Below are 19246 nucleotides of genomic sequence, written 5' to 3'. Positions count from 1 at the left end.
GCCGGGCTCAGCTACGGCAAGGAAATTCGTGGCGCACGCGCAATAGGGATGTTGCCCGGAGGGCGTGTCGGGCAGCGCAGCAAATGGGGCAGGGGGCTAGAAGCAGTGGCGGGCATCGTGCTTGGCGTCGCGATGACGCCGACCAAGGTGCGCATGGTTCTGGTCGAAGGCGAAAGCGCCGACGGCGTCACTGTCGACGAGGACGACTTCGACGTCGACACCCGACGAACCGCCCTCCCCGGCACCGCCCCCGACCAGGTCATTTCGGCGATCCTGGGCACCCGGGAGGGTGCCGCCGACAGCGGCTACCAGCTGCTGTCGACCGGCGTTACCTGGACCGATCACGTCGAGGCGGCCATGCTGCGCGACGCCTTGATCGCGTACAAGGTGGAAAACGTCATGCTGGTCTCGGCCTTCATGGCCGCCGCAGCACTGACCCAGGCCGTCGGCGACGCCACCAACTACGCGCGGACCGCGATGCTGTTCGTCGAGCCCTACAGCGCGACGATGGCGGTGGTCGACACCGCCGACGGTTCGGTCTCGGAGGTCCGCCGTCGGCCCCTGCCGGAGGACGAGGACCAGGCGGTGGCCGAACTCGTCGACATGGCCGCCAGCGCCGAGTCCCTGCCAACCCGTCCGGAGGGCCTGGTCCTGGTCGGCTCCGGCGTCGACGTCCCGCTGATCAAGCCGGCGCTGGAGGCTGCGACGTCGCTGGAGCTGTCGGTGCCGGACGAGCCGGAGATGGCCCTGGCCAGGGGCGCCGCACTGGCGTCGGCGAACGCGCCGCTGTTCGCGTCGTCCACCGCGGCGCTGGCTTACGCGCTGGATCCCGGCACCGGAGAGGTCGACCCGCTCGCCCTGGCCGGGCAGTCCCCCGGCCTGCTGCCCGGCTATCAGCCCGAGTACCACAGCCGCATTGCGGCGCAGGCCGCCGACGCCGGCGAGGGCAAGGCCAACGTCGCCTACAGCGCGGTTCCCGACGATGATGCCGAGGCCAAGACACTGATCGACCTCGACGAACGCGCCCGGCGGCGCAAGTCGCTGCTGCTGGTCAGCAGCACCCTGGCGGTGATTTTCATCGCCGCCGTGGTGGCGCTGGAGATCGCCCTGGCGATCAGCATCCGGCCCACCGTCGCGTTGCGGCCCAGCCCCAACGAGAACATCATCGCCCCCGCTCCGGCGCCGCCCCCGCCCGCGCCGCCGGTCCAGGCGCAGCCGAAGATCACGCCGCCGCGGCCGCTGGCCGCGCCGCACCCGATCGCACCACCGCCCCCGGCCCCGCCGCCCATCGCCGTCCCCGTTCCCGTCCTTCCGCCGCCGGTGTTCGTTCCGCCGCCGCGCGTGCCGCTCGCCCGCCCACCCGCGCCCGGTCACGGCCCCTTCGGCGGCCACGGCCCGTTCGGTGGGGGCCACGGTCCCTTCGGCGGGCACGGTCCGTTCGGCGGCCACGGTCCCTTCGGCGGGGGTCACGGCCCGTTCGGCGGGCATGGTCCCTTCGGCGGGGGTCACGGCCCGTTCGGCGGGCATGGTCCCTTCGGTGGCGGCCACGGGTTCGGTGGCGGCCACGGCCACCGGTAGCGCGGATTCCGGCTCGCCTGCGTGTCTGACCCGGCGCGCTAGGGTGGCGGACTAGGGTATGGCCGCGGCCAGAACTCTCAGCAAGTCCCGGCTGACCCTCAAATCGCGAGCCCCGACGCGGCTACGCAGCCACCCGGCACAGCAACCGACTTTCGGACGATTTGGAGGAGCGGTGGACGTCGTACTCGGCGTGTCGATGGCGCCTGAGACAGTCCGCATGGTGCTCGTCGAAGGAGAATCGGCCGGCGGGCTGACCGTCGATCAGGACGGCTTCGACGTCACCGCCGACGCAACCCCCGCGGCCGCCGCCCACCACGTCGTCGCGGCGATCCTGGAAACCCGGGACAGCGCGACCCAGGGCGGTTACCGGCTCAAATCGAGCGGGGTGAGCTGGACCGACCCGGTTAAGGCGGCCGCACTCCGCGACGCGTTGGCGGCCCGCAAGATCGAGAACGTGATGCTGGTTTCGGCGGTCATGGCCGCCGCGGCCCTGGCCCAGGCCATGGGCAGCGCCACCAACTGGGCCCGCACCGCACTCCTGCTCGTCGAGCCGACCAGCGCGACCCTGGCCGTCGTCGACACCCGCAACGGAACGGTCACCGACGTGCACCGCCACCCGCTGCCGGGCCATGACGACGCCGCGCTGGCAAAGCTCACCGCGATGGTGTCGGGTGCCGAATCGATGCGATCGCGACCCGATGGGCTCTTTTTGGTCGGGTCGGATGTGGACATCCCGGCGATCAAGCCCACCCTCGAGGCCGCGACGTCGTTATCGGTGACGACGCCCGAGGAACCGGAGATGGCCCTGGCTCGGGGTGCCTCGCTGGCCGCGGCCAACGCGCGGTTGGGCGCGCCGCGGACGGTCGAGATGGCGTCGACGCACCTCTCGTCGACCGCGACCGCGCCGCCGGCGGCCGAACTCGCCTACAGCGCCGACACGCACGACGATCCGGCGTCCGAGCCCACCCGCGAAGGGCGCAGTCCCAAGTCGGTGGCCACGATCGCCGCGGTGGCGGTGATCTTCGTCGGCGGCATCGTCGCCCTGGCGTGGGCGCTGGCGTTCATCCGGCCGCACGCCGACAAGCGCCCCGAGGTGGGCACCCAGGTCGTCGCCCCCGACAACCCGCCGCCGCCCAGCGCCGCCCCACCGCCGCCACCGGCAGCGCCCGTACCGGCGGCGCCCCCGCCCCAGGCTCCGGTGTCTCCGGCCCCCTCGCCGCACTCCGGCGACCACGAGCACTGGGACGACTGGCTGCATCGCCACCTGGGCCCGGGAGTCCCGGTCCCCTAGACCGGCCCCGCGGACTGGTGCCGGCCCCCTCCGGCCCACCCCCCGGCCATCGATGGCGCGTAAAATCGGGGCATTAGGGGAATATCGGGTGGGGACTCAGCGATGTCTTGCGCCATCATGTCGTGCGACGAGCACGCCCTCACCGCGAAGGACTAGCAACCGACTATTGGAGGAGCTTTGGACACCGTACTGGGCGTGTCGATGGCGCCGACGGCAGTCCGAATGGTGCTGGTCGAAGGCGAGAACGGCGATGGCGCCACCGTCGACGAAGACAACTTCGACGTCGCCACAAGCGAGGATGCAGCAACTGTCACCGCCTCCGACCAGGTGCTTTCGGCGATACTGGGAACTCGGCAGGGGGCGGCCGAGGGCGGCTACCAGCTCGCCTCGACCGGCGTGACGTTCACCGACCCGGTCGAGGCCGCCGCGCTGCGCGACAAGCTGGCCGCCCACAAGGTCGAAAATGTGATGCTGGTCTCGGCCTTCCTGGCCGCGGCCGCGCTGGCCCAAGCGGTCGGCCACCGGACCAACTACGCGCACACCGCGCTTCTGTACATCGAGCCCGACACCGCGACGCTGGCGGTCGTCGACAGCGCGGACGGCTCCATCGCCGACGTGCGGCGCCAGCCCCTCCCCGAAGACGACGAGGCGGCGGTGGCCGAGCTGGCCTCGATGGTCTCCAACGCCGAGAACCTGGAGACCCGCCCCGACGCCGTGTTCGTCGTCGGCTCGGGCATCGACATCCCGCTGATCAAGCCGGCCCTGGAGGCGGCGACCACGCTTCCGCTGACCGCGCCCGAGGAGCCGGACACCGCGCTGGCCCGCGGCGCGGCCCTGGCCTCGGCGCACGCTCCGCTGTTCGCGTCGTCCACCGCGGCGCTGGCCTACGCGCAGGACCCGGGCACCGGTGCCATCAATCCGCTCGCGGTGGCGCCCGGCTACTTCGAGACCCCCGCCGACGCCGGCGCCGACGGCCTGGCCTACAGCGCGGTCCCCGACGACCCGGACGAGTTCTTCACCGGCACCCAGGCCGCGGCCACCGAGCTGGTCGACGCCGACTACGCGGACCGCAGCTCGTTCAAGCTGGTGGGCAGCGCGGTGGCGGCGATCTTCGTCATCGGTGTGGTGGCCCTGGTGGTCTCGCTGGCGATCGCCATCCGGCCGACGGCCAACGTGCGGCCCAGCCCGAACCAGAACGTCGTCGTCGCACCCACCCGACCCGCGCCGGCGGCTCCGGCCCCGGCGCCCGCCCCCGAGGCGCCCGCGCCCGCACCCGCTGCCGCGCCTCAGGCCCCTGCACCCGCGCCGGAGGCCCCGGCACCGGCCCCGGCGGCCCCGGCCCCGGCCCCGGTTCAGGTGGCGCCCGTGCCCGTCCCGGAGGCACCCGCGCCGGCTCCGGCGGCCCCGCCACCCCCGCCGCCGGCGGTCGCCCCCATCCCGGTGCCGATCCCGTTGCCGATCCCCGGCCTGGGTGGTCCCGGATTCGGCGGACCGCCCGGCCACGGCGGCGGTGACGGCGGCGGGCACGGCGGCGGTGGCTTCCCCGGCTTCCCGGGCGGCGGCGGCCACGGCGGTGGCGGCTTCCCCGGCTTCGGCGGCGGGCACGGCGGCTTCGGCCACCACTAGTACCGGGCCCACCGCTAGTACCGGGCCCACCGCTAGTACCGGGCAGTGTCGGCGCCATCGGCCAGCTGTCATCCGCCGTTTGCCTGACGCTTAGCCCAGCGATGCAATCAGCTCATCGGGGCCACCTACACCGGTTGTATGCGATGCACCGTGTTCGGCACGGGTTACCTGGGCGCCACCCACGCGGTGGGAATGGCGGAGCTGGGACACGACGTGCTCGGGGTCGACATCGACCCGGGCAAGGTGGCCAAGCTCGCCGGGGGTGACATCCCCTTCTACGAGCCCGGCCTGCGAAAGCTGTTGAACGAGAACCTCGCCGCGGGCCGGCTGCGCTTCACCACCGACTACGACATGGCGGCCGGCTTCGCCGACGTGCACTTCCTGGGTGTGGGCACCCCGCAGAAGAAGGGCGAATACGGCGCCGATCTGCGCCACGTGTACGCGGTCATCGACGAATTGGTGCCCCGGTTGACGACGTCGGCGGTGCTGGTCGGCAAATCGACCGTCCCGGTGGGCACCGCGGCCGAGCTGAACCAGCGGGCGGCGGCGCTGGCGCCGCGCGGCGTCAACGTCGAAATCGCTTGGAACCCTGAGTTTCTGCGCGAGGGCTACGCCGTGCAGGACACCCTGCGGCCGGACCGGATTGTGCTGGGCATCAAACAGGATTCACCGCGCGCCGAGGCCGCCGTCCGAGAGCTGTACGGGCCGCTGTTGGACGCCGGGGTGCCGTTCCTGGTGACGGATCTGCAGACCGCGGAGTTGGTCAAGGTATCCGCCAATGCCTTTCTGGCGACCAAGATTTCGTTCATCAACGCGATCTCCGAGGTGTGCGAGGCCGCCGGCGCCGACGTCAGCCTGCTGGCCGATGCGCTGGGCTACGACCCGCGGATCGGGCGCCAATTCCTCAACGCCGGTTTGGGTTTCGGCGGGGGCTGCCTGCCCAAGGACATCCGGGCGTTCATGGCGCGCGCCGGCGAGCTGGGCGCCGATCAGGCGCTGACGTTCCTGCGCGAGGTGGACAGCATCAACATGCGCCGCCGCACCCGGATGGTGGAACTGGCCAGCGCGGCCTGCGGCGGCTCGCTGCTGGGAGCCAACGTCGCGGTGCTCGGCGCGGCGTTCAAGCCCGAATCCGACGACGTGCGCGACTCGCCGGCGCTCAATGTCGCCGGCCAGCTGCAGCTCAACGGCGCCGCGGTCAACGTGTACGACCCGAAGGCCCTGGACAACGCGCAGCGGCTGTTCCCCACGCTGAACTACGCCGTCTCGGTCGAGGAGGCCTGCGAGCGCGCGGACGCGGTGCTGGTGCTCACCGAGTGGCGCCAGTTCGTCGAGATGGACCCCGACGACCTGGCCGACCGGGTGCGGGCCCGCGTCGTCGTCGACGGCCGCAACTGCCTGGACGTCACCCGTTGGCAGCGGGCCGGCTGGCGGGTCTACCGCCTGGGCGCGCCGCGACCCTGAGCGCGCCGGCCGAGCGTCACGCCAGCGCGACGCCGGCCCGCGAGCGCCACGCTGGCGTGACGCTCGGCGACGAACGGGAGCGTAGCCTGACCGGCGTGGACTATGCCGGAGCGTTCCTCGACGAAAACCGCGCGTTCGCGGAGCTTTTCCGGGATGCCGACGAGTCGATGCCGGTGCCCACCTGCCCGGACTGGACCCTGCGGCAACTGTTCCGCCACGTCGGCCGGGGCGACCGCTGGGCGGCGCAGATTGTGCGCGACAGGCTCGACAGCTACCTCGACCCGCGGATGGTCGAGGGCGGCAAGCCGCCGCCCGATCCCGCCGACGCGATCTCCTGGCTGCACGGCGGGGCGCAGCGGCTGGTCGACGCCGTCGAGCTGACCGGCGTCCAAACGCCGGTCTGGACGTTCCTCGGGCCGCGCCCGGCCAATTGGTGGATCCGGCGCCGGCTGCACGAGACGGCCGTACATCGCGCCGACGCGGCCATCGCCCTGGGCCGCGAGTTCACGCTGCGGCCCGAGCTGGCGGCCGATGCGATCACCGAATGGCTGGAGCGGGTCGCGGTTCAGGCGGGCGGCCAGGGCGCGCCGCTGCCGCTCGACAACGCCGACACCCTGCATCTGCACGCCACCGATCCCGGCCTCGGCGATGCCGGCGAGTGGACCGTCGCGGTCGAGCAGGGCCGCATCGCCTGGTCGCACGAGCACGGCAAGGGCAGCGTCGCGCTGCGCGGTGGCGCAACCGATCTGCTGCTGGCGATCCTGCGCCGCCGCCCACTGGCCGACACCGGCGCCGAACTGTTCGGCGACGACGCCGTGTGGCAGCGCTGGTTGGACCGTACGCCTCTCTAGCCGCGCGACCACACGGTAACTTGCACACCATGACCACATCGGAGATCGCCACCGTTCTGGCCTGGCACGACGCGCTCAACGCGTCGGACCTGGACACCCTGATCGCCCTGTCCAGCGACGACATCGAGATCGGCGACGCGCACGGGGCTGCACAAGGCCATGAGGCGCTGCGCAACTGGGCCGGCGCCCGTCGGGGAACCGCGGAACTCGGCCGGATGTACGTGCACGATGGTGTCGTGGTCGTCGAACAGAAGGTCACCAGCCCCGACGACCCGGGCGCCGTCACCACGGCCGCCTCGGCGTTCCGCGTCGTGCACGACCGGGTCACGTCGGTGTTCCGGCACGACAGCCTGGCCTCGGCGCTGGCGGCCACCGAACTGACCGAGGACGACGCCGTCGACTAGGGCCGATCAAGGCAGTAGGAGCCACCCATGCGCGGAATCATCTTGGCCGGCGGGTCGGGCACCCGCCTGCATCCGATCACCACCGGCATCAGCAAGCAGTTGCTGCCGGTCTACGACAAGCCGATGGTCTACTACCCGCTGTCCACCCTGATGATGGCCGGCATCCGCGACATCCTGGTGATCACCACCCCGCACGACGCGGCCGGATTCGTCCGGCTGCTGGGCGACGGCTCGCAATTCGGCATCAACATCACCTACGTGACGCAGGAGCGGCCCGACGGCCTGGCCCAGGCGTTCGTCCTGGGCGCCGACCACATCGGCAACGACTCGGTGGCATTGGTTTTGGGAGACAACATCTTCTACGGCCCCGGGCTGGGCACCAGCCTGAGGCGCTTCCAAACCATAACCGGCGGAGCGGTTTTCGCGTACTGGGTGGCCAACCCGTCGGCGTACGGGGTGGTGGAGTTCAGCGACGACGGCATGGCGCTGTCGCTGGAGGAGAAACCCAAGACGCCGAAATCCAATTACGCGGTGCCGGGTTTGTATTTCTACGACAACGACGTGATCGAAATCGCCAAGGGTCTGAAGAAATCCGAGCGCGGCGAGTACGAGATCACCGAGGTCAACCAGATCTATCTCAGCCGCGGCCGGCTCTCGGTCGAGGTGATGGCCCGCGGCACGGCCTGGCTGGACACCGGCACTTTCGATTCGCTGCTGGACGCCAGCGACTTCGTGCGCACGCTGGAGCGCCGCCAGGGACTCAAAGTCAGTGTGCCCGAAGAGGTGGCGTGGCAGCAGGGCTGGATCACCGATGAGCAGCTGTCCGAGCGCGCCCAGAGCCTGCTCAAGTCGGGCTACGGCGGCTATCTGCTGGACCTGTTGGAGCGCAGCCGTTTTCACTAGACCGATGGCGGCGGCCCGCCGCGCCCGGCTTCGCCGCGCTTGCGACCGCCGCTAGACCGATGGCGGCGGCCCGCCGCGCCCGGCTTCGCCGCGCTTGCGACCGCCGCTGGGTCTGGCCAGCACCGCGGCGATCGCCGTGGTCAACGGCACCGACAGGGCCAGCGCCATGCCGCCGACCGCCGAGCGGGCGATCTCGATGGCCACGCTCTCGCCGGTCAGCACGTCGGTCAGCGAGCGGTTGGCGACGCTGAACAGCAGCAGCAGCGGCAGCGAACTGCCGGCATAGGCCAGCACCAGCGTGTAGACGGTGCTGGCGATGTGATCGCGGCCCACCCGCAGGGCGCCGGTGAAGATCGCCCGCCGCGAGCCGCCCAGGCGGGCCAGCTCGAACACCGTCGACGACTGGGTCACCGTCACGTCGTTGAGCACACCCAGCGAGCCGATGATGAAACCGGCCAGCAGCAGCCCGCCGATGGACACGCTACCGAGGTACGCGCTGACCGTGCTGTTCTGTTCATCCGAGAGCCCGGTGAGATGCGCCAATTGTATTGCCGCCCAAGATAATCCGGCGGCCAGCAGCAACGACGACAGGGTGCCCAGCAGCGCGGCGCTGGTGCGCAGGCTGACGCCGTGAGCCAGGTAGATGACCGCGTAGAGGATCGCCGCCGCCGCCACCAGCGCCACCGGGACCGCGGGCGCGCCGTCGCGCAGCGCCGGCAGCAGGAACGTCACCAGCACCACGAAGGCGACCAGGATGCCCACCAGCGCCAGCAGTCCGCGCCAGCGCGCCACCGCGACGATCACCACCGCGAACGCGACCGCCAAACCGACCAGCGCCCAACCCCGTTCGAAGTCGTAGAAGGCGTAGCTGGTAGCGCCCTGGTCGTCGACCTGCCTGACGATCCGGATGCGGTCGCCCACCGCGAATTTCGGTTGGCCGGGCCCCGGGGAGGACTCCAGCAGCGTGGCGGCGCCGGCGTTGGGCCCGGAATCGATCGCCACCTGGGTCAGCACGCAGCGCCCGGCACCCGGCAGCGCCGGCTGCGGCGGGCCGGTGAGCACCTGACTGACCGACGGGCTGCCGCAGTCGCCCAACCCGCTGGACAGCACGTGCCCGGCCTGCGTGCTCACCGCGCCGCCGGCCGCGTTCTGCAGCGGCATCGGGATGTCGACGTGCTGCCGGCTGGGCCACAGCACGATCGCGCCGACGGCGACCGCCACGCCGATCGCGATCAGCAGCCCGACGACGATGCGGGCGGGCAACCGATCGATGGGAGCCGGGCCCGACGGCAGGCCGTGGGAGTGGGAGTGCGTCACGCGCTCCACCGTAGAGGCGCCCGGCTGGGTGCTTACTGTCGATAGCCGACCAGGAAGTTGCCCAGCCGCTCGATCGCGGCGGCCAGGTCCCGCGCCCACGGCAGCGTCACGATGCGCAGGTGATCCGGCGCCGGCCAGTTGAAGCCGGTGCCCTGGGTGACCAGGATCTTCTCCTGCAGCAGCAGGTCGAGCACCAGCTGCTCGTCGTCGGTGATGTCGTAGACCTCGGGGTCCAGCCGGGGAAACGCGTACAGGGCGCCGGCGGGTTTGACGCAGGACACCCCGGGGATCTCGTTGAGCTTGCTCCACGCCACGTCGCGCTGCTCGAGCAGCCGCCCGCCCGGCAGCACCAGGTCCTCGATGCTCTGGTGGCCGCCCAGGGCCACCTGGATCGCATGCTGCGCCGGGACGTTCGGGCACAGCCGCATGTTGGCCAGCAGGTTGATGCCCTCGATGAAGCTGCCGGCGTGGTCCTTGGGTCCGGTGATCGCCAGCCAGCCGGCGCGGTAGCCGGCCACCCGGTACGCCTTCGACAGGCCGTTGAAGGTCAGGCACAGCATGTCCGGCGCCAGCGACGCCACGTTGATGTGCTTGGCGGCGTCGTAGAGGATCTTGTCGTAGATCTCGTCGGCCAGCAGCAGCAGCTCGTGCTTGCGCGCCAGATCGACCATCTGGCTCAGGATTTCGCCGCTGTACACCGCGCCGGTCGGGTTGTTCGGGTTGATCACCACCAGCGCCTTGGTGCGCTCGGTGATCTTGGATTCCAGATCGGCGATGTCGGGCTGCCAGCCCTGCGTCTCGTCGCACAGGTAGTGCACGGGGGTGCCGCCGGCCAGCGAGGTCGACGCCGTCCACAGCGGGTAGTCCGGCGACGGGATCAGCACCTCGTCGCCGTTGTCGAGCAGTGCCTGCAGCGTCATCGTGATCAGTTCGGACACGCCGTTGCCCAGGTAGACATCGTCGACGTCGAAGCGGGGGAACCCGTCGACCAACTCGTAGCGGGTGACCACCGCCCGGCGTGCGGGCAGGATGCCCTGCGAGTCGGAGTAGCCCTGGGCGTACGGCAGGGCCTGGATCATGTCGCGCATGATGACGTCGGGCGCCTCGAAGCCGAACGGCGCCGGGTTGCCGATGTTGAGCTTGAGGATGCGGTGTCCCTCGGCCTCCAGCCGCGCCGCGTGCTGATGTACCGGGCCGCGGATCTCGTACAGGACGTCCTGGAGCTTGGACGACTGGGCGAAAGTACGCTGCTGGCGATGGTGCGCGGACGAGTGCACAGGCAGCTGGTGGGTTGTCACACCACCAATGGTGCCATCACTGTCCACTGAAATTTGCTGTCAAGCCTGAAATTGCCAGCTCAGCGCTTGCCCGGTGGACGCGCCCCGCGGGCGATGCCCAGTCCCTTGACCGGTGGCTGCGACGGTTTCGACGACCCGCCCTCGCCGTTGCTCGGCTTTGCCGGCTCGGGCTTGGACTCGGCTTCAGCCTTGGGAGCTTCAGGCTTGGGTGCCTCGGCCTTGGCGGCTTCAGCCTCGGCCTTGGGTGCCTCGGCCTTGGGTGCCGCCTTCTTCGCACCGGGCCGCTTGGCGCCCGCGGCGATGCCCAGCCCCTTCACCGGTGCGGCCGGCGCCGCCGGAGCCTCCGTCTTGGCCTCACCGGCTGCCTCGGTCTTGGCTTCGGTCTTGGGCGCTTCGGTCTTGGGCGCTTCGGTCTTGGGTGCCTGGGCGGCCGGGGCGGACTTCTTGGCGCCGGGCCGCTTGGCGCCCGCGGCGATGCCCAGCCCCTTGGCGGGCGCCGCCGGGGCCTCCGTCTTGGCCTCCGCCGGAGCCTCGGTCTTGGCCTCGGCGGCCGGCGCGGACTTCTTGGCGCCGGGCCGCTTCGCGCCGCCGGCGATGCCCAACCCCTTGACCGGCGCGGCCGGCGCGGCCGGTGCGGCCTCCGCCTTGGGTGCCGCCTCGGCGGGCTCCTTCGTCGTCTCCTTGGCCGGCGCCTCGACGGTGGCCGTGGCCTTGGGCGCCTGGGCCGCCCGCTTCTCGGCTTCCTTGGCGGCCGTGCCCTTTTCGGGCAGCGTCGCCTTGTCGTACTCGAGCGAGCCCAGCAGGATCTGGGCGACGTCGAGCACCTCGACGCCGGAGCGGCCGGCCTCCTCCTGCCGGTCGTTGACGCCGTCGGTGACCATCACCCGGCAGAACGGGCACGCGGTCGCCACGGTCGCGGCGCCGGTGGCCAGGGCCTCGTCGACGCGCTCGTGGTTGATCCGCTTGCCGATGTGCTCTTCCATCCACATCCGGGCGCCGCCGGCGCCGCAGCAGAAGCTGCGCTCGGCGTGCCGCGGCATCTCGGTCAGGTTCGCGCCCGCGGCGCCGATCAGCTCACGCGGCGCCTCGTAGACCTTGTTGTGCCGGCCCAGGTAGCAGGGGTCGTGGTAGGTGATGTCCTGGGACACCGGGGTCACCGGCACCAGCTTGTTGTCCCGGATCAGCCGGTTCAGCAGCTGGGTGTGGTGCAACACCGTGTAGTTGGCGCCCAGCTGGCGGTATTCGCGGCCCAGCGTGTTGAAGCAGTGCGGGCAGGTCACCACGATCTTGCGGTCGACCGTCTCCACACCCTCGAACACCCCGTCCAGGGTTTCGACGGCCTGGGCGGCCAACTGCTGGAACAGGAACTCGTTGCCCGAGCGGCGGGCCGAGTCGCCGTTGCAGGTTTCGCCGGCGCCGAGCACCAGGTACTTCACCCCGGCGACGGCCAGCAGCTCGGCGACGGCCTTGGTGGTCTTCTTGGCCTTGTCGTCGTAGGCGCCGGCGCAGCCCACCCAGAACAGGTATTCGTAGCCGTCGAAGCTGTCGACGTCCTCGCCGTAGACCGGCACGTCGAAGTCGACCTCGTCGATCCAGTTGGTGCGGTCGCTGGCGTTCTGGCCCCACGGGTTGGCCTTGGTCTCCAGGTTCTTGAACAGCACCGACAGTTCCGAGGGGAACTCCGACTCCATCATCACCTGGTAGCGGCGCATGTCGACGATGTGGTCGACGTGCTCGATGTCCACCGGGCACTGCTCGACGCAGGCGCCGCAGGTCACGCACGACCACAGCACGTCGGGGTCGATGACACCGCCCTGCTCCTCGGTGCCGACCAGCGGGCGGGTGGCCTGCTCCGGGCCCGAGCCCATCACCCGGCCGAAGCCCGACTCGGGCACGTGGTGCGCCTCGGCGTGCTTCTCACCGGACAGCTCCTCGCCGACCCCGCCCTCGGGCGTGCTCTCCAGCGGGGACTGCTTGTCGCCCAGGATGTAGGGCGCCTTGGCCATCCAGTGGTCCCGCAGGTCCATGATGACCAGCTTGGGCGAGAGCGGCTTGCCGGTGTTCCAGGCCGGGCACTGCGATTGGCAGCGGCCGCACTCGGTACACGTGGCGAAGTCCAGCATCGCCTTCCAGCTGAAGTCCTCGACCTTGCCGCGGCCGAAAACAGCGTCGTCCGGCGGGTTTTCGAAGTCGATGGGCTTGCCGTCGTATTCGATCGGCAGCAGCGGGCCCAGCCCGTTGGGCAGCCGCTTGAAGATGACGTTGATCGGCGCCGTGAAGATGTGCATGTGCTTGGAGTGCAGCACGATGATCAGGAACGCCAGCATCACCGCGATGTGCGCCAGCAGGGCCGCGGTCTCGATGTACTCGTTGGCGGGCTGGCCCAGCGGCCGCAGGATGGCGCCGAACAGCTGGGACAAGAACGCGCCCTTGCCGTAGGGCAGCGTGCCGTTGTTCACCGCCGAACCGCGCACCAGGACATAGGTCCAGATGACGTTGAAGATCATGAACAGCACCAGCCAGGCGCCGCCGGTGTGCGAGCCGTAGAACCGTGACGAGCGGCCGATCTCACGCGGGCTGCGCATCGACCGGATGACGGCGAAGGTGGCGATGCCCAGGAACACGGCGGTGGCGAAGAAGTCCTGCAAAAAGCCCAGCGCGTCCCAGCGCCCGATGATCGGGATGTGGAAGTTGTCCTGGAACAGCAGGCCGTAGGCCTCGATGTAGACCGTCAACAGGATGAAAAAGCCCCACATGGTGAAGAAGTGGGCCAGGCCGGGGATCGACCACTTGAGCAGGCGGCGCTGCCCGAAGACCTCGGAGACCTCCGCCCAGACCCGCTTGCCGGGGTCGTCGGTGTGCCCCGGGGCCGGCTTGCCGGACGTGATCAGCTTGAACAGCCACAGCACCCGGCGTGCGGCGAGCGCGGCCACGATCAGCGTCATGCCCATGCCCACGACCAGTCTGATGAGCATCTGCGTTGTCACAGAAGGTCTCCCCAATGCATAGAAAATTCGGCCTGTGCTTTATTTGCCTGCTTAAGCCCCGCTCATAGTTACATCTTCGTGGCTTTCGGCGCGAGAAAGGCTGCCCTAACTTGGCCGTGGTCGGCGCCCCTGGCCTGCTGCGTTGGTACCCGCCCGCGGCCATGTGACGTTTGTCGGAGTGATCGACGCCACCGGCTTTTCGCCGAATGACCTTTACCGGGCGGTGTTAACGGCCGAAAGGTGGTTGAAAGATCGGTGGAATCGGGCGCACCCGGGTGGTCGTCGGCGCCGCGCTGGTGGTGCTCGGCTGCGCCGTCGTGGTGGGCGCGGCGCTGGTCGTGGTCGTGCTGCTCGGCGGGGGCGTCGTGGTTGTCGTGGTGGTCGACGGCTCCGGCGGCGCTGTCGTGGTGGTGGCCGGGGGTGGCGGCGCCTCGCTGGACGGCGGTGGCGGGGCCGGCACGACGGTGACGGTGGTGCTGTCGTTCGGCCCGGTGATGGTCACGGTTTGCGGCGGGGCGGGCGTGCTGGGCGGCGACGTGGGCCGGTCCTGGGTGGACTTGGTGAGCAGCAGGTTGATTGCCAACACCAGGGCGATCAGCACCGCCGCGCCGGCCCCGGCCACGCTCAACACCAGCGCGGTGCGCTTGTACCAGGGCAGCCCGCCCGCCGCGACATCGTCGAATCGTCTTGCCTCACTGGCGTATTCGCCGGTGGCGTCGCGGCCGGTGTAGGGCACCGGCTCGTCGGAGGTGTCGGCGTCCTGCGACCACGCCAGTGCGTCGTCCACGTCGGTGGCCTGGGCGGCCCAGGCGGCCTGGGTCATGTCGAGCCCGCCGGCGCCGACCATCTCGGTGGGTGTCTCCACCGCGGCGGCGGCCGCGGCCGTCGGAGCGGCCCCCGACGCGTATTGCGCACCCAGCGTCGCCGCGCCCAGCGCGGCGCTCAATCCCGGCTGCGCGGTGCTGTGCACCGGCACCCCGAACCGTCCCGACAACCGCGCGGTGAGCAGCGGGATGCTCGCCCCGCCGCCGACGATCGCCACCCCACGCAGAGTGGAGTTACCAATCCCGTTGCGCCGCAACGCTTCCTGGCACCAATCCAGGAACCGGTCCAGCGGTGTCGAGATCAGTTGCTCAAACTCGGCGCGGGTCAGCTGGGCGCCCTGTCCGGGCGCCCCGGCCACCGTGACCGCCACGGCCGTCGACAGCTGCTCCTTGGCCCGACGGCAGGCGCCGAGCAGCCGGCTCTGCGACCCGATCCGCCCGGACCCGCCCCGCATGGCGGTGCTGACGTCGGAGGCCAGCAGGTGGTCGAGGACGAGCTGGTCGATCGCGTCGCCGGAGAAGTCGGTGTACCGCAGCGACGGGCCGACCGGCGCGAAGCCGGCCCGGCCGTCCATCAGGGTGACGGTGGTGCCGCCGGCGCCGAAGTCACACAGCGCAATCACGCCGTCGGACGGGAATCCCGGCGTGCCGCGCAGCATCGCGAGCGCGGCCGTGGCGTCGGAAACCAGCATCGGCGCCACCCCCTCCCGCGCGAGGTCGGACTGGGCGAAGAACTCCTCACGCAGCGCGGCGAACTGGTCGTCGGACCAGTAGGCGGGCACCGCGATGGTGATCGGCGCCCCGTAGCCGACCGCGCGGGCCATCGCCTCGACCGCCTCGACCGTCAGCGCCGCGCCCAGGTACTTGGTGCCGTCGGCCGCCACCAGCGGGGCCCGGTCGCCGACCCGCTCGACGAACCCCCGCAACACCAGCCCGGGTTCGGTCAGGTTCGGGTTCTCGTCGGGCAGGCCGACTTCGGTGGGCCGCTGCTCGAACAGCGTCAGCACCGAGCTGCGGATCACCGGGACGCTGCCGGCGCGGGCCGCCACCAGGTTGGCCACTCCGATCGACAGTCCGAGCGGCTCGCTCATGTCCCGCACCCCTGTGTCAGTCGTCGGTTGGATTGCAGCGAGTGTAGGGCGCCGCCCCGCGGCCTAACGCAGACCCGGCGGCACCGTGATGACGGTCGGCACCTGCGGAATGGTGATCACCGGCGGCAGCTGCGGCAGCCGGTGGTGATGCGACGGCTGCTGGGTCTGGCCCCCGCCGGGCTGCTGGCTGGGCTGCTGCGCCGGCGGCTGTTCGGCGCTGCTGCCGGGCGAGGTCGAGCTCGGCGTGGTGGTTGTCGTCGTCGTGGTCGTGGTGGTCGTGGTGGCCGTGGTGGTCGTGCTGGTGGTCGATTTGGGCACATGGCTGACGCCCTGTTGGCCGCCGATGAGCTCGATGACGCCGAAGACGATCAGGCCGATCAGGACGACGACGGAGACCACCCAGGCGATCAGCATCGCGGGCCGGCGATACCAGGGGGTGGGCTCGGCCTCCTGGTCGAACGGGTCGACGTTGCCGGGTTGCTCGAACCCCTCGGGCCGGTCCGGCGGGAAGCCGGGCGGCGGCAGCTCGCCGGTGGGCGGCTGCTGGCTCATGCCGAAGTCGGCATGCTGCGTGGGCTGGTTGTGGAACTCGTCGCGTGGGCCGTTGGATGCCACGGCACCGATGGTACTGACCGCACCTGCCAATCCGCTGATGCCGATCGGTAACCGGGGCGTCGGGACGCGCACCGCACACCGTCGATCCTGACCCGTCTATCGGGTCGGCTCACGCCTGCGACTGTGGCGCCCGACACACCAGTCCGGCGGTTCGTGCGTCGAATCTCGTTCTGGTACAATATGACTGGCTTCGTCGCCTGATGACTTCACCAAGTCTGCGACGGGCACGCGTTCCGCGTCAATGCGCAGCGAGCCGACCGGAACCGCTGGTCATGCGAGCACCTTGACCGCGCCCGCGACCACTACACAACCGCCTCCCGGTAGCGCCACCGGTGATGACATCGGGCTGTCGAGACCGTCGGAAAGCAACGCCGAGCAACCATCCGAGCACACGCCCAAGGAGACGATGACGATGCCCGGGCCGACCCGGCAAACGCCTACGCTCCGCGATGACCACCAGCTCTGCTAGTGCGCGACGACGACTCGGCAAACCGGTGGTCAGGGGTCCGCGAGGCTCCGACCGCGCCGAGTCGGCAACTGACGGGTGCCGTGGTGATCATCGCGCTGGTCGCCGCGATCTCGGGCATGCTCTACGGCTACGACACCGGCGTCATCTCCTGGGCCCTGCTGCAGCTCACGCAGGACTTCAACATCACCGAGGGCTGGCAGCAGGTGATCGCCGCCAGCATCCTGCTCGGCGCCGTCGCCGGGGCGCTGACGTGCAGCTGGCTCTCCGACCTGCGCGGCCGGCGTGGCACGCTGTTGATGCTGGCGGTGGTGTTCATCGTCGGCGCGTTGTGGTGCGCCGACGCCGCAGATTCCGTGATGCTGTCGCTGGGCCGGCTGGTGCTGGGGTTCGCGGTCGGGGGCGCGACGCAGACGGCGCCGATGTATGTCGCCGAGCTGGCGCCGCCGGCCTACCGGGGACGGTTGGTGCTGTGCTTCCAGATCGCCATCGGGGTGGGCATCCTCACCGCCACCCTGGTCGGGGCCGGCGGCTCGATCTCCTGGCGGGGGCCGATCGGCCTCGCCTGCGTGCCCGCGGCGATCATGCTGTGGCTGCTGCTGCGCCTCCCGGAAAGTCCGCGCTGGCTGGTCAAAAAGGACAACCGAGACGCCGCCCGCGCCGTGCTGGAACACGTCCGGCCCGAGGGCTACGACGTGGCCGCCGAGCTGGATGAGGCCACCGAACTCGCCCGCGTCGAACGCACGGCCGCCACCCGCGGGTGGCGCGGGCTGCGCGACGCCTGGGTCCGCCCGGCCCTGGTCCTCGGTTGCGGTATCGCGGTGTTCACCCAGCTCAGCGGCATCGAGATGATCATCTACTACTCGCCGACCATCCTGACCGACGACGGCGTGTACCGGTCCGTGGCGCTGCAGGTGTCGGTGTGTCTGGGCGCGGCGTACCTGATCGCCCAGCTGGTCGGGTTGGCCATCATCGACCGGGTCGGCCGGCGCCGGCTCACCCTCATCATGGTGCCGGGCGCGGCGATCAGCCTGTTCGCGCTGGGCCTGCTGTTCATCACCAGCGACAGCGGTCGCGACGTGATCCCCTACATCATGATCTGCCTGATCGCCTTCATGTTGTTCAACGGCGGCGGCCTGCAGTTGATGGGCTGGCTGACCGGCTCGGAGACCTATCCGCTGGCGGTGCGACCGGCGGCCACCGCCCTGCAGTCGGCCACCCTGTGGGGGACCAACCTGGTGATCACCTTGACGATGCTGTCGCTCATCAAGGCGATCGGGGTCGGCCCCTCGATGTGGCTCTACGCGTTGTTCAACGTGGCGGCCTGGATCTTCGTGTTCTTCCGCATGCCCGACCTCACGGGCAAAACCCTTGAGGAGATCGAATACCAGCTGTCCGAGGGGAAATTCCGGCCGTCGGACTTCGGCCGCTGACGAATCCCGTTGCGCGGCAACCCGATCCGCGGCTCAGAACGTGTTGACCTTCTCGATGCTGACGAACCTATCTGGACGTTTGGTGAACCAAGGTGTGTTGAGAACGTTGGCTCTGATGGTTGCGATGAATTGCCGCTAACTCTGCTGCGGACGGTCTGCGGACGATTGCTGATACTGAACCGCCAAGGTGCGGATCCCCTCGCGAGGAATCTCGTTGAATTGGGTGGCTTGAAAGCGAAGCCGGGTCTGCTCAGCACCCAGGGCGATCGCAGCATGGAACCTCGAAACCGAGGCAGGACATCACGATGCCGCGCTCGGGGCTGGCCATCCCGGAGAGGGCGGCAGCGTGGGAAAGTCGGTGCGGGGATATTCGCCGCCACGCTGGAGGTCGGGGTGTTGGGAAGCTTTGGCGAGGCAGGTGTTTCTGTCTTCGATGGCATTTGGCCATTCGTCCCCGACTCCAGACTGGGCGAAGTAGCCGCCTTGATGGCTGGTGATCCGCCAGCCGTTGAAGACGTCGACGGACGGTGAGCGGGCCGGTCCCCGCTGGGGGGATTGTGGTCCTGGCTTAGCGGGGGTTTCCATCGTGATCCGCAGGGGGTCGATGCCCGAATATGGCGGTGGCTTACCGATATTGGGTTCGTAACCGTGGCGGGCTGGTTGGGCTGAGCCAAACGTGTATTCGCAGGCCACCACCGTCACGTCGCGGCCGGCCGTCGTGACAGACAGGATGTGCACCTGGACGGTGCCGATCCATTGTTGTTGGGGGGCGTTGGTTTTGGGCCACAGAGATTGGGTGCCGATGGGGTGGTTGATGGACTGGTTGGGATCGACAGACTGCTGGAAGCCGGGATACAAGTACCGGTTGTCACCCATGATGGAGGCGAGCAGGTAGGACTCGGTGTAGGCGCGCACCGGCACAGCGGGTCCCGCGGTGACGTCAATGCCGGGCTCAGCGGTCCAAACGAATGTGAAGTCGTTGAGGGCCGCGGGCCAACCGGCAGGAGGGGTAGCCGGCGTCGAAGACGCCTCAGAACGGTGGGCGCCGGAGCTGCATCCAGCTATCGAGATCACGACGAATACCACGCAGGCGGCAAC

Annotated in this window: 14 protein-coding genes; 8 read left to right on the top strand and 6 right to left on the bottom strand. The window is 70.1% G+C overall.

What is annotated here, in order from left to right:
- Positions 1-105 precede the first annotated feature (105 nt).
- The 7 genes from H7I87_RS24590 (at position 106) to rfbA (ending at position 8117) form a co-directional block, all read left to right on the top strand.
- On the top strand, positions 106-1578 hold the full coding sequence (locus H7I87_RS24590; protein ID WP_009979505.1) for a DUF7159 family protein: 1473 nt from the start codon (positions 106-108) through the stop codon (positions 1576-1578).
- Positions 1579-1750: 172 nt separating this feature from the next.
- On the top strand, positions 1751-2869 hold the full coding sequence (locus tag H7I87_RS24585; RefSeq protein ID WP_011726275.1) for a DUF7159 family protein: 1119 nt from the start codon (positions 1751-1753) through the stop codon (positions 2867-2869).
- Positions 2870-3046: 177 nt separating this feature from the next.
- Entirely contained in the window at positions 3047-4495 is a 1449-nt protein-coding gene (locus H7I87_RS24580; RefSeq protein ID WP_003873889.1) for a DUF7159 family protein, read from the top strand.
- Positions 4496-4633: 138 nt separating this feature from the next.
- Complete coding sequence (locus H7I87_RS24575; RefSeq protein ID WP_023862135.1) at positions 4634-5959, top strand: UDP-glucose dehydrogenase family protein; 1326 nt, start codon at positions 4634-4636, stop codon at positions 5957-5959.
- 95 nt (positions 5960-6054) lie between these two features.
- The gene (locus H7I87_RS24570) at positions 6055-6810 is read left to right on the top strand and encodes a maleylpyruvate isomerase family mycothiol-dependent enzyme (RefSeq protein ID WP_023884766.1); all 756 of its coding nucleotides are present in this window, start codon (positions 6055-6057) and stop codon (positions 6808-6810) included.
- Positions 6811-6839: 29 nt separating this feature from the next.
- Positions 6840-7214 (top strand): nuclear transport factor 2 family protein, encoded by a 375-nt coding sequence (locus H7I87_RS24565; RefSeq protein WP_011726273.1) that lies wholly within the window; start codon positions 6840-6842, stop codon positions 7212-7214.
- Positions 7215-7241: 27 nt separating this feature from the next.
- Complete coding sequence (gene rfbA, locus H7I87_RS24560) at positions 7242-8117, top strand: glucose-1-phosphate thymidylyltransferase RfbA (RefSeq protein ID WP_003879222.1); 876 nt, start codon at positions 7242-7244, stop codon at positions 8115-8117.
- 51 nt (positions 8118-8168) lie between these two features.
- Here rfbA and H7I87_RS24555 read toward each other — a convergent pair whose 3' ends face one another.
- The 5 genes from H7I87_RS24555 to H7I87_RS24535 form a co-directional block, all read right to left on the bottom strand.
- The gene (locus H7I87_RS24555) at positions 8169-9434 is read right to left on the bottom strand and encodes a YibE/F family protein (protein ID WP_011726272.1); all 1266 of its coding nucleotides are present in this window, start codon (positions 9432-9434) and stop codon (positions 8169-8171) included.
- Between the two features lie 32 nt (positions 9435-9466).
- Positions 9467-10759: a pyridoxal phosphate-dependent aminotransferase gene (locus H7I87_RS24550; protein ID WP_023862138.1), complete on the bottom strand. Its 1293-nt coding sequence runs from the start codon at positions 10757-10759 to the stop codon at positions 9467-9469.
- Between the two features lie 32 nt (positions 10760-10791).
- Positions 10792-13719, bottom strand: coding sequence for a heterodisulfide reductase-related iron-sulfur binding cluster (locus tag H7I87_RS24545; protein WP_011726270.1), 2928 nt, complete (start codon positions 13717-13719; stop codon positions 10792-10794).
- A gap of 226 nt (positions 13720-13945) precedes the next feature.
- Positions 13946-15634: an Hsp70 family protein gene (locus H7I87_RS24540; RefSeq protein ID WP_031348231.1), complete on the bottom strand. Its 1689-nt coding sequence runs from the start codon at positions 15632-15634 to the stop codon at positions 13946-13948.
- 63 nt (positions 15635-15697) lie between these two features.
- Positions 15698-16321 carry a hypothetical protein gene (locus tag H7I87_RS24535; protein ID WP_011726268.1) on the bottom strand — a complete coding sequence of 208 codons (624 nt, stop codon included), beginning with the start codon at positions 16319-16321 and terminating at the stop codon, positions 15698-15700.
- A 396-nt stretch (positions 16322-16717) separates the two neighbouring features.
- Between H7I87_RS24535 and H7I87_RS24530 the strand changes: the two genes are divergently transcribed.
- The gene (locus H7I87_RS24530) at positions 16718-18148 is read left to right on the top strand and encodes a sugar porter family MFS transporter (protein WP_023862140.1); all 1431 of its coding nucleotides are present in this window, start codon (positions 16718-16720) and stop codon (positions 18146-18148) included.
- 300 nt (positions 18149-18448) lie between these two features.
- Here H7I87_RS24530 and H7I87_RS24525 read toward each other — a convergent pair whose 3' ends face one another.
- Positions 18449-19069: a hypothetical protein gene (locus H7I87_RS24525; protein ID WP_011726267.1), complete on the bottom strand. Its 621-nt coding sequence runs from the start codon at positions 19067-19069 to the stop codon at positions 18449-18451.
- Positions 19070-19246 lie beyond the last annotated feature (177 nt).

Source organism: Mycobacterium timonense (assembly GCF_025821985.1).
Classification (GTDB): Bacteria; Actinomycetota; Actinomycetes; order Mycobacteriales; family Mycobacteriaceae; genus Mycobacterium; species Mycobacterium avium.
This window is presented reverse-complemented; position numbering and strand designations above follow the sequence as displayed.